The organism is Streptomyces sp. NPDC036813 (assembly GCF_055609245.1).
The window spans coordinates 18332-30308 of the sequence record NZ_JBVJPV010000022.1; the positions used below are offsets into that span (position 1 = coordinate 18332).

At 74.2% G+C, this 11977-nt stretch carries 7 protein-coding genes; all 7 read right to left on the bottom strand.

Going from position 1 to position 11977, the window contains the following annotated elements; translation table 11 throughout:
* Positions 1 to 37: 37 nt before the first annotated feature.
* Entirely contained in the window at positions 38 to 4354 is a 4317-nt protein-coding gene (locus ACZ67Q_RS34445; RefSeq protein ID WP_471190246.1) for an Rne/Rng family ribonuclease, read from the bottom strand.
* Positions 4355 to 4616: 262 nt separating this feature from the next.
* Positions 4617 to 5405, bottom strand: a complete 789-nt coding sequence (locus tag ACZ67Q_RS34450; protein WP_471190248.1) for a TIGR03936 family radical SAM-associated protein — start codon at positions 5403 to 5405, stop codon at positions 4617 to 4619.
* A 46-nt stretch (positions 5406 to 5451) separates the two neighbouring features.
* The gene (locus ACZ67Q_RS34455; RefSeq protein WP_471190250.1) at positions 5452 to 6615 is read right to left on the bottom strand and encodes a hypothetical protein; all 1164 of its coding nucleotides are present in this window, start codon (positions 6613 to 6615) and stop codon (positions 5452 to 5454) included.
* A gap of 57 nt (positions 6616 to 6672) precedes the next feature.
* Positions 6673 to 7911, bottom strand: coding sequence for an MFS transporter (locus ACZ67Q_RS34460; RefSeq protein WP_471190252.1), 1239 nt, complete (start codon positions 7909 to 7911; stop codon positions 6673 to 6675).
* 100 nt (positions 7912 to 8011) lie between these two features.
* On the bottom strand, positions 8012 to 9973 hold the full coding sequence (locus ACZ67Q_RS34465; RefSeq protein WP_471190254.1) for a TIGR03960 family B12-binding radical SAM protein: 1962 nt from the start codon (positions 9971 to 9973) through the stop codon (positions 8012 to 8014).
* 70 nt (positions 9974 to 10043) lie between these two features.
* Positions 10044 to 11543, bottom strand: a complete 1500-nt coding sequence (locus ACZ67Q_RS34470) for a CYTH and CHAD domain-containing protein (protein ID WP_471190256.1) — start codon at positions 11541 to 11543, stop codon at positions 10044 to 10046.
* An 88-nt stretch (positions 11544 to 11631) separates the two neighbouring features.
* Positions 11632 to 11970, bottom strand: coding sequence for a nuclear transport factor 2 family protein (locus tag ACZ67Q_RS34475; RefSeq protein WP_471190258.1), 339 nt, complete (start codon positions 11968 to 11970; stop codon positions 11632 to 11634).
* Positions 11971 to 11977 lie beyond the last annotated feature (7 nt).

The window sequence follows — 11977 nt, forward strand, 5'->3', positions numbered from 1 at the left end:
CGCAAGGGTCAAACCGGGCCCCGTGTGACCTGATCGGTCAGGACTCGTCGGTGGAGGCCGAGACGGACGGGGCCGTCTGCTGCGCCGCCGACGTCTTCTTGGCGGTCGTCTTCTTGGCCGCCGCCTTCTTCGTCGTCGTCTTCTTGGCCGCCGTCTTCTTCGCGGCCGTCTTGGTGGCCGTCGTCTTCTTGGTGGCGGCCTTCTTCGCCGTGGCCTTCTTGGCCGCCTTGCGGGCGGTCTTCCTGGCCGGGGCGGCCTCGGACTCCTCGGCGGCCTGCGCCGCGTCGGCGGCCTCGGTCGCCTCGGCCGGGGCCTGCGCCTCGGCCGACGGCAGGACCACGACGGCCGTCTCCGCCGGTGCGGTCGGCGCGGTGGCCTTGCGCACGGCCCGGCGCCGCGGACGGGCCGGAGCGGCGGCCTCGGCGGGAGCCTCGGCAGCCTCGGCGACCGGGGCCTGCGCCTCGGCGGGAGCCTCGGCCTGCTGGGGCGCGGCGGGCGCGGTCTCCGGGACCGTCACCACGGCCGCCTCGGCCCCGGAGGGCGAACCGGCCGACGCGGACACCCGGCGGGTGGCCCGGCGGCGGGTACGGCCCTGGGGTGCGGCCGGCTCGGCGGCCGGAGCCTCGGGCGCCGCGACGACGGCGTCCTCGACGGCCGCGGGCTCGGCCAGCGCCTCGGCGGCCGGCTCCGGCTGCACGGGACGCTCGGCCTCCTGCTCGGCGGTCACCGTCTGCGCGGTCGGCTCCTGTGCCTCGACGGCCTCGGCCTGCGCGGCCTTGCGCCGCCGGCCCTTCGGCTCCGGCTTCGTGGCCTCGGCCTTCACCGGCTCAACCGCGGGGGCCTCCGCCTTCGCGGACTCCGCCTTCGGCGCGCCCGCCGGAGCGGACGCCCGCCGGCTCGCCCGGCGCCGGCCGCGGCCACCGCGGGACGCGGCCGCCTCGGCCTCGGCAATGCTGCTGTACAGCTCCTCGTCGGGGGCGAAGGCCGGCTCGGGCAGCGCGACCGGCTCGGCGGCCTCGGCGGCCACCTCGGCCTCGCTCTCGGCCTCCTCCTCGGCGGTCGGCGCGGTCTGCACCGCCGTCTCCATGACCTCGTGCTCGTGCTCGTGCGGCTGGTCGGCCGCACCGGCCCGCGCGCGCTTCTTGCGCTTGCCGCCGCCACCGGTGGTGCCGGGCTGGTCGAGGTGGACGATGACACCGCGGCCGTTGCAGTGGACGCAGGTCTCGGAGAAGGACTCCAGCAGACCCTGGCCGACCCGCTTGCGGGTCATCTGCACCAGGCCCAGCGAGGTCACCTCGGCGACCTGGTGCTTGGTGCGGTCACGGCCCAGGCACTCCAGCAGGCGGCGCAGCACCAGGTCCCGGTTGGACTCCAGCACCATGTCGATGAAGTCGATCACGATGATGCCGCCGAGGTCGCGCAGCCGCAGCTGGCGCACGATCTCCTCGGCCGCCTCCAGGTTGTTCCTGGTGACCGTCTCCTCGAGGTTGCCGCCCTGGCCGGTGAACTTGCCGGTGTTGACGTCGACGACGACCATCGCCTCGGTCCGGTCGATCACCAGCGAACCGCCGCTGGGCAGCCAGACCTTGCGGTCCAGGGCCTTGGCGAGCTGCTCGTCGATCCGGTACGTGGCGAAGACGTCGACCTCGCTGGTCCAGCGCTGCAGCCGGTCCGCCAGGTCCGGCGCGACGTGCGCGACGTACCCGTGGATGGTCTGCCACGCCTCGTCACCGCTGACGACGACCTTGGAGAAGTCCTCGTTGAAGATGTCCCGCACGACCCGGACGGTCATGTCCGGCTCGCCGTACAGCAGCGTCGGAGCGTTGCCGCCGTTCTTGGACTTCTTCTGGATGTCCTCCCACTGCGCCTGCAGCCGCTCGACGTCCCGGCGCAGCTCGTCCTCGCTCGCGCCCTCGGCGGCGGTGCGCACGATGACGCCCGCGTCCTCGGGGACGATCTTCTTGAGGATGGTCTTCAGCCGGGCCCGCTCGGTGTCGGGCAGCTTGCGGCTGATGCCGGTCATCGAGCCCTCGGGCACGTACACGAGGTAGCGGCCCGGCAGCGAGACCTGGCTGGTCAGGCGGGCGCCCTTGTGGCCGATCGGGTCCTTGGTGACCTGGACCAGGACCGACTGGCCGGACTTCAGCGCGGACTCGATACGGCGCGGCCCGTTGGCCATGCCGAGCGCCTCGAAGTTGACCTCACCGGCGTACAGCACGGCGTTGCGGCCCTTGCCGATGTCGATGAAGGCGGCCTCCATCGACGGCAGGACGTTCTGCACCTTGCCGAGGTAGACGTTGCCGACGTACGAGGTCGACTGCTCCTTGTTGACGTAGTGCTCGACGAGCACGCCGTCCTCGAGCACGCCGATCTGCGTGCGGTCGCCGTGCTGGCGGACGACCATGACACGCTCGACGGCCTCGCGGCGGGCCAGGAACTCCGCCTCGGTGATGATCGGCACGCGGCGGCGGCCCTGCTCGCGGCCCTCACGGCGGCGCTGCTTCTTGGCCTCCAGACGCGTGGAGCCCTTGATGGACTGCACCTCGTCGGACGGCTCGGAACCCTTCTCGCGCGCCGGCCGCGGCTCGCGCACCTTGACGACGGTGCGCTCCGGGTCGTCGGCGGACGGCTCGTTGTCCACCGCCGTCTCACCGGCGCGACGGCGACGGCGACGGCGGCGACGGCTGCCCGCGGTGGACCCGCCGGCCTGGTCGTCGGCGTCTTCCTCGGCCTCTTCGTCGTCTTCCTCGACCTGCTCGGCGGTGTCCTCGGCGTCCTGCGCGGCCTGCTCGGCGGCGAGCTCCTCGCCGTCGGCCTCGGCGCCCTCCGCGTCACCGGACTCACCGCGGCGACGACGACGGCCGCCACGACGGCGACGGCGACGGGACCCCGTCTCCTCGCTGTCCTCGCCCTCGGCGGCGTCCTCGGCCTGGTCGTCGGCCTCGTCCGCCTCCTCGTCGGCAGCGGGGGTCTCGGCCTCGACGGCGCTCTCGGCGGACCGCTCCGGCTCCTCGGCCGCGCCCCGGCGCCGGCGGCGGCGGCGCGAGGCGGCCGGCTCCTCCGCCGGCTCCTCGGCCTCCACGGCCTGGGCGGCCTGGGCGGGGCGGCCCTCGGCGGCCGCCTCGGCGGCGGCGCGCTCCGGGGTCTGGAACTTCGGCTCGGTGAACACAGGCGCCTGGAAGACGGCGACCGCGGGGCGCGCGGGCCGACGCGGCGAGTCGGACTCGTCGGCGGCGGACTGCGCGGGCGCGGCGAAGCCGGTCGCGGCACCGCGCTCCACGCGGCGGCGACCCCGGCGCGGGGCACCGTCCTCGGCCTGCTCGGAGACCTTGGCTGCGGGGGCCGTCTCGGCGGCGGCCTTCTCCTGCGCAGTGGCCTGGGCCCGCTCCTGCGCCTCGGCGGTGGGCTCGCCCACGCCGGCCACGGCGGCGGTCTCGGTGTCGACACCGGCGCCCACAGGGGTCTCGGCGGTCACGGGCGTCTCCGCGGCGGCCGGCGCTCCGGCGGGCGCGGAGGCCCGACGGGCGACCCGGCGGCGGCCACGGCCCTTGGGGGCGGCCTCCTCGGCGAGGGCCTCGGACGCGGGGGCCTCGGCGGCTTCGGCGACCTCGGCCTGGGCCTCGGCGGCACCAGCCGCCACGACCGTCTCGGCAGCCTCGGGAGCACCGGCGGGCGCGGACACCCGGCGGGTCACCCGACGCCGCGAGCGGCGGGCGGGTGCGGCCTCTTCCTCGGCGGCCTGTGCGGCGGGGGCCTCGGCGGTCTCGGTGACGGTCTCGGCACCGCCGGCGGCCGGTACCACGGTCTCGGCGGCCTCGGCGGACGCCGGAGCACCTGCGGGCGCGGAAGCACGGCGCGTGGCGCGACGGCGGCTCCGGCCCTGGGGCGCGGGCTCCTCGGCGGGGGCCTCCACCGCAGGGGTCTCGACCGCAGCGGCCTCCCCTTCGGTGACGGCGGCCTCACCGGCACCGGAAGCCACGACCGTCTCAGCGGCCTCGGCAGACGCCGGAGCACCGGCGGGCGCGGAGGCCCGGCGGGTCGCACGGCGCCGCGTACGGCGGGCCGGCGCGGCCTCCTCCTCGGCCTGCGGGGCCGGCGCCTCGGCGACGGCGGCCTCCTCCTCGGCCTCGGTGTTCACCACGGCGGCTGCGGCCTCGGCCGCCTCTTCGTCCGCCTCGGCGCTCGCGGCGGCCGGTATGGCCGGCTCGACCGTCTCGGCGGGGGCGTCGGAGGTGGTGTGGGCCGGCGGACCGGCCGGGCGGGAAGCGGCACGGCGCCGACGACGCGGCGGCAGGGTGTCGCTCGGAGTGTTGTTGTCTTCGGAACCCTGGGTGGGTTCGGTCGGCTCGAGCATGCGGGCGTATCTCCCGTCAGGCTCCCGGGCGCCGCGCCTGGTCCGGGGCCGATCGTGAAGATCGGCCACCGTTGACGTCCGCGGCTCGCGCGATGCGCGGTGCCGCCGTCCGGGGCGCGGGCGCCACACGGGAGCTTTCTGTGTCCTGTCTCGCCGGTTCCGTACACCTTGTCGCGTACGGCCTGGCGAAAGTCTTCTGGTCGGTGCGCTGCCCGACCCAGGTGGCTCCCGAGTACAAGGGCGGCGCTTACGACGTCCGTCCCTACGCGGAACCTTCCGGCGTCGGCGCCGTCGCGGCGGCAGCCGGAGCGGCCGTTTCGAGGGCCGCCGCTGCCTCGCGGTCGGGCGCGAGCGGGTCGGTCACCGTGCCGGTCTCTTCATCGAACAGCCCCTGCGCCAGCCTGGTCACCGCTGCGGGGACCGGCGGCGCCAGGTCGGCCACGGCGCGGAGACCGGACAGGACGTCGTCGGGTCGTACGGCAGGCGTCACGTGCCGAACAACCAGCCGCAGTATCGCACAGGGCTGGTCGCTCGGCCTATCAGCCGGCGCACTGTGCGTTTCAGTTGTCTCCAGGCTCACGACGGCCGGACGGGCGTCGAAGGTGCGCATGCCGTTCTTGGTCAGGCGCTGGACCTCCACCGCCCCGGCCGCGTTGAAGGCCTCCACCGCGCGCCGCGCGTCGGCCGGGTCGACGCCGCCCAGCCGCAGCTCCCAGACGGAAGCCGTGAGCCGGTCGGCGAGCCCGGACGTGTGCGCCTCGACCGCCTCGATCACGTCGAGCCCTGCGGGCAGCGACTCGTCGAGGAGGACGCGCAGCTGCTCCGGGTCACGCGGCGCTGTGAGCGCGATCTCCAGGTACTCCGCCTCGCTGCCCGTGCCGGTGGGTGCGGCATTGGCGTACGACACCTTCGGGTGCGGCGTGAACCCCGCCGAGTACGCCATGGGTACGTCGGCGCGGCGCAGCGCGCGCTCGAAGGCGCGCTGGAAGTCGCGGTGGCTGGTGAACCTCAGGCGGCCGCGCTTGGTGTAGCGCAGTCGGATGCGCTGCACCGCGGGTGCGGGCGGCGGGCCTTCGGGCTGTCGCTTGCCCAGTGTCCTAGTCCTTTGTGAGAGCGGTCGTACGTCTATCAAGAGTACGTGTCTCGGCGCCGTGAGGTTCCCGCCGGGCCACCGCCTCCCTCTCCCGGGGCTCACCGAACAGCATCCGCCGGAAGTCCGCCCGTGCCTGCCGCGCCGACTCCCGCGCCGAGGCGAGCGCCTCCCGTACGGCCCGCCCGACGCCACGTGCGGCCTTGGCGGCGGGCCCGAGGACGGCGTCGCGCACGACGTGGCCGACCGGGGTGAGCACGCCGCGGTAGACCCACCGCAGCGGCTCGACGACGGTCCACCGCAGAACGGTGCCGAGGAAGCGCCCCACCGCGAGGGAGATCCGCCCGGCGATCCGCCAGGCGTGCCCGAGCGCCGCTCCCACCTCGCGGGCGACGACGGCGAGGACCCGTCCCACGGGCACGAGGACCCACCGCCACAGGGCGAGCGCGGGCAGCACGAACAGCACCCGGGTGGCCCAGTACAGGGCGAGACCGATGCCGCTGACGGCCATCCCGAGCGCCCACGCTGCACCCCGGGCGCACCAGGCGACGGCCCGCCCCACCGGAGCGAGCACCCAGGTCCACAGCCACAGGGCCGGTACGACGACCAGGTGGCGCACGAGCCAGGCAAGCACCGCGTACGTCCCGGCGCCCAGTGCCCCGAGGACGAACCCGATGCCGCGCAGCACCCACAGCAGGCCGTGTCCGGCCGGCGTCAGCACGCGCGCGTACAGCCACGCGAGGCCCGCGCCGATGCCCAGCGCCAGCCAGGCGATCCCGCCGCCGACCGCTCGTGCCGCCCATGCCAGAGCGTGCCCGAGGGGGGTCAGCACCCGGCGGTACAGCCATACCGCCGGCACGACGAGCAGGATGCGCCCGAGCCGGGCGAGCGCCGTGCCGAAGGGGACGAGGACGTACCGCCACAGCGCCACGAGCGGCCACACGAACAGGGCCTTCCCGAGCCACAGCAGGGCCCGCCCGAGGGGCCGCAGCACCGTGTCCCGCAGCACCCGCCCGGCGACGGCCGCCGCGTCCCACAGCATCCGTACCGGCACGACGAGGACCAGTACGACGATCCGCACGGGCAGGCGAACGGCGACGACGAGACAGCCGTCCGGCTGCCGGGGCGGAGGCTTCTGCGGTTCCGGGAGCGGAGGCTTCTGCGGTTCCATGTACGACAGGACGCAGCGGCCGCCGCCCCCGGATTCACCGTACGGGTTGCGATGCCGTCACGACTGCCGGCGGCCCGCTCCGGCCGGCCGCTCCTGCTGGGTGCGGGGGCGGGGAGTGCGGCCCCGGGCGAGGAGGCACGCCGCCACCGCGACGCCGGCGCCGATGTACAGCAGCGCCCGGTAGTCCAGGGCGTGGACGACGAATCCGCCGACGGCGCCGGCCAGGGACAGGCCCACGAACAGGGCGCTGTTGTTCCACGACAGCACGGCGGTCGCCCGTTCGGGGAACAGGTCGACCAGATGGCGCTGCTGGGCGGGGAAGAAGGCGTAGGCGGCCAGGGCGAACAGGCCCAGCGCGCAGGCCAGCGTCCAGGTGACCGGGAACAGCAGAGCCACGGCGGCTTCCAGGACCGCCGTCAGCGCCAGCGCCGACCGGGTGATCCGTACCGCGTCGCCCCGGTCCGCCAGCCGGCCGCCCAGCTGGCCGCCGGCGACGGCGCCGATGCCGTAGACGACCAGCAGCCAGGTGACGGCGGTGGCCCTGCCGTCGGCGTGCAGCGCGATGGCCAGGAACGTGTACAGGGTGTACACGGCGAAGGCCCACAGGGCCGTCACCGCGACGGCGGACAGCGCGACGCCCGCACCGGACGGCCCGGCCCGCCGGGGCGCACCGGTCGCGGCGGCGGGCGCCGGAGCCGGGGCCGGCCGGGCGCGCCAGACGAACGCGTGCGGGAAGGCCAGCAGGAACGTGCCCGCCGCCAGGATCACGAAGGCGGCCTGCCAGCCCACGTACCGCCCCAGCAACGAGCCGGCCGGCGCGCCCACCCACAGCGCGGTCAGCAGGCCCGATCCGACCACGGCCAGCACCTGTGCTCGGGCCTGGGGCCGCGCACGGGTGCTGACCAGGGCGTACACGGTGGGACCGGTCGCGGCGGCCGCGATGCCGGCGACCACCCGGGCGACCAGCAGCACGCCGAAGTCCGGAGCCAGCGCGGTGGCGACGTTGGCCGCGGAGAACAGCACCAACGCCACCACCAGGACCGTGGCGCGGTCCCGGCGGTCGGAGATCCAGCCGGCGAAGGGCGACGCCACCACGTAGGCGACCGAGAAGGCCGTGACGAGCAGACCGGTGCTCGCCGCGGAGATGGCGAACGACGCGGCGATACGCGGCAGCAGCGGCGCCACCACGAAGAGATCCGTTCCGACCAGGAACTGCGTCAGCCAGGCGAGGACGACCGGCCCGGCGGACAGGCCGGGCACCGTGTCCGCCACCGGCTCGCCGCGGGGCGGGTGCATGATCCGACGCTAGATCCTGCGCCGGGGGCCGGCCAGCCGGGGCGCGGACGGCGAAGAGCCCCCTCTCCCGCGCGGGACAGGGGGCTCTTCGGGTGGTCCGTCAGTGCGTGTGACCGCTCGTCGCGGGCGCCGGGGCGGCGTTCTTGACCGTCAGCGGCAGCAGCTTCTTGCCCGTCGGGCCGATCTGGATCTGGGTGTCCATCGCCGGGCAGACGCCGCAGTCGAAGCACGGGGTCCAGCGGCAGTCCTCGACCTCGGTCTCGTCGAGGGCGTCCTGCCAGTCCTCCCACAGCCAGTCCTTGTCGAGGCCCGAGTCGAGGTGGTCCCAGGGCAGGACCTCCTCGTAGGTGCGCTCGCGGGTGGTGTACCAGTCGACGTCGACGCCGAAGGGAGCCAGCGCCTTGTCGGCGCAGCTCATCCAGCGGTCGTAGGAGAAGTGCTCACGCCAGCCGTCGAAGCGGCCGCCGTCCTCGTAGACCGCGCGGATGACGGCCCCGATGCGGCGGTCGCCGCGCGAGAGCAGGCCCTCGACGATGCCGGGCTTGCCGTCGTGGTAGCGGAAGCCGATGGAGCGGCCGTACTTCTTGTCGCCGCGGATCTTGTCCCGCAGCTTCTCCAGGCGCGCGTCGGTCTCCTCGGCGGAGAGCTGCGGCGCCCACTGGAAGGGGGTGTGGGGCTTGGGCACGAAGCCGCCGATGGACACCGTGCAGCGGATGTCGTTGGACCGCGACACCTCACGGCCCTTGGCGATGACGCGCGTCGCCATGTCGGCGATCTGCAGGACGTCCTCGTCGGTCTCCGTCGGCAGGCCGCACATGAAGTACAGCTTCACCTGACGCCAGCCGTTGCCGTAGGCGGTGGCGACCGTGCGGATCAGGTCCTCCTCCGAGACCATCTTGTTGATGACCTTGCGCATGCGCTCGGAGCCGCCCTCGGGAGCGAAGGTCAGACCGGAGCGACGGCCGTTGCGGGTCAGCTCGTTGGCCAGGTCGACGTTGAAGGCGTCGACGCGGGTTGAGGGGAGGGAGAGGCCGATCTTGTCGTCCTCGTAGCGGTCCGCGAGGCCCTTGGCGATGTCGCCGATCTCGCTGTGGTCGGCGGAGGACAGCGACAGCAGGCCGACCTCCTCGAAGCCGGTTGCCTTCAGGCCCTTCTCGACCATGTCGCCGATGCCCGTGATGGAACGCTCGCGCACCGGGCGGGTGATCATGCCGGCCTGGCAGAAGCGGCAGCCGCGGGTGCAGCCGCGGAAGATCTCCACCGACATCCGCTCGTGCACCGTCTCGGCCAGCGGGACCAGCGGCTGCTTGGGGTAGGGCCACTCGTCCAGGTCCATGACGGTGTGCTTGGACACCCGCCACGGCACGCCGGAGCGGTTCGGCACGACCCGGGCGATCCGGCCGTCCGGCAGGTACTCGACGTCGTAGAACTGCGGGATGTACACCCCGCCCGTCTTGGCCAGGCGCAGCAGCAGTTCCTCGCGGCCGCCGGGGCGGCCCTCGGCCTTCCACTCCTTGACGATCCGCGTGATGTCGAGGACGGCCTGCTCGCCGTCGCCGATGACGGCCGCGTCGATGAAGTCGGCGATCGGCTCCGGGTTGAACGCGGCGTGTCCGCCGGCCACGACGACCGGGTCGTCCAGACCGCGGTCCTTCGCCTCCAGCGGGATGCCGGCGAGGTCCAGCGCGGTGAGCATGTTCGTGTAGCCCAGCTCCGTGGAGAAGCTGAGCCCGAACACGTCGAACGCCTTCACCGGGCGGTGGCTGTCCACCGTGAACTGCGGGACGCCGCGCTCACGCATCAGCGCCTCCAGGTCCGGCCACACGCTGTAGGTGCGCTCGGCGAGGACGCCCTCCTGCTCGTTGAGGACCTCGTAGAGGATCATGACGCCCTGGTTGGGCAGGCCGACCTCGTACGCGTCCGGGTACATCAACGCCCAGCGGACATCGCAGCTGTCCCAGGGCTTGACGGTGGAGTTCAGTTCGCCGCCCACGTACTGGATCGGCTTCTGCACATGCGGGAGCAGGGCTTCGAGCTGCGGGAACACCGACTCGACGGACATCGGGGGAACCTTTGTGAGCTGACAGGGGTGACCATTCAGCGTAACCCGGTCGGCGGCCTCCTCCGTACGCTCACAGACTCGTCCCTCCTTCGATCTCCTTCCACAGGCCGGGCAGCTCCCGCTCCGCGGCCGCGGCGCGTGCCTCCTCCCTGCCGTACAGCAGCCCGTAGGTGAAGGCGCTCTCCCCCGCCGCGTGGGCGACCGCGGACAGTTCGCGCAGGGTGTGGCGGGCCATGACGCTGTCCTGGTGGTCGCCGAGCAGGCTGGTGAGGGACTTCATCGACTTGGCCAGCGACCGGGCGGGGCTGCCGAGGGCGGGTGTGGCGGCCTCGGCGGCGTACCGGGTGCGCTTGGCCTTCTTGCGGGCCTCGTGCAGGGCGACGTCGCGCTCGTGCCCCGGCGGCAGGTCGAGGGCCTGCGCGACCAGCCGGGAGACCTTGGCGAGGTCCTTGTGCACGGCGGCGGCGAGCACCGCGTCCGGCTTCTTGGCGGCCTTCTTGCGCAGCGGCGGGTCGGCGAGCACGGCGTCGAGGGTGTCGAGCAGGGCGAGCGCGCGGGCGGAGTCCAGTACGGCGACGAGGTGGCCGCGGGTGTGGCCGTGCCGCGCGCTCGCCCAGGCGGCGAGCCGCTCGTGGACCGGGCCGTGGACCAGGGCGGGCGGGACGTCGTCGAGGGCGGCCGTCAGGCGTGCGGCCAGCACCTCTTGGTCGCGGTCGGCGCCCAGCTCGCCGGCCAGCCACTTCAGTTCGGCGGCGACCGGATCGGTGACGGCGCGGTCGAGGACGCTGCCGAAGGTGCGGAAGGTGCTGCGCATGCGGCGGGTCGCCACCCGCGTCTTGTGCACGGAGTCCGGGACGTCCCGGCGGATGGCCGGGTCGCCCGCCACGATGGCGTCGCGCTGGGCGCGCAGGTAGGCGAGGAGGTGGTCGCCTGCGGTCACGGGCTCGGCCGGTGCGGCGGTCCGGGTGCGGGTGCCGCCGGTCTCCCCCAGGGCACGGGCCAGCTTGGAGGGGGATTCCGACGGGCGGACGCCCGCCTTGCGCAGGTGCTTGTCGACCTTGCGGAGGAAGGCGGGGTCGGCGCCGTCGGCCAGTTCCACCTCGATCTCGGTCCACCGGGCGGTTCCGCCCGCCCGGTTGAGCCGTTCGGCGCGCACCTCGTCCACGCTCGCCTCGGCCAGCAGTGCCCCGTCGGCGGCGACCAGGTGGCGCACGTCCCGGGCGCTGCGCAGCCGTACCACGGGCACCAGCTCGGCGTGCCGGATCCGGGAGCGGACCAGCGCGGCGATCTCGTCGGGCACCGTGTCGGACAGCGGCGCGCGGATCTCGTCGCGCACACCGGGCTCGACGGGGAGCTTGAGGTGCCAGCCGGCGTCCGAGCCGCCGGTGCGGCGGCGCAGGGTGACGGCGGCCGCGGCGAGGCGTTCGTCGGCGGTGTCGTAGTAGGTGGCGTCCAGTTCGGCCACGCCCTGGTCGAGGACGGCCGCGACCCCGGCGACACCGGTCAGGTCGGGCAGCCCACTGTCGTCGGATTCGTACTTGCGCTCGATCTCCCGTTTCGTCTCCGCCATGACCTGAATCTAATCGCAGTCGGGGCGGGACGGCAGGGTGCCTTTCCCCGCGACGGCGGCTGGCTCGCCTTCGATGCGGGCGCGCGTCTCACACCCGGCCACCGAAGAAGACCTGCACCTCCCGGATGAGCCCGTCCCGCACGGTGATCGCCTCCGTGTTGCGGTACCGCCCGCCGGTGGTCAGCTCGTATTCGTAGAGCACGAAGACGAGTTCCTCGTCGGCGGGCGTCACCCGCAACAGCCGCTGCTCCTTGAAGTGATCGGCGGTCGGGAAGCATCGCTCGAAGAAGGCGGCCTTGTCGATGTGGTCGTCCCGTGGGCTGGTGAAGGTGAAGTCGTCGGCGTAGAGCGCGACGGCCGCTTCCCGGTCCTGGGCCCGGTAGAGCCGGAACGCCGCCTCGACGATCTCGGTCGCCGTGCCGCTCATCGCGTCC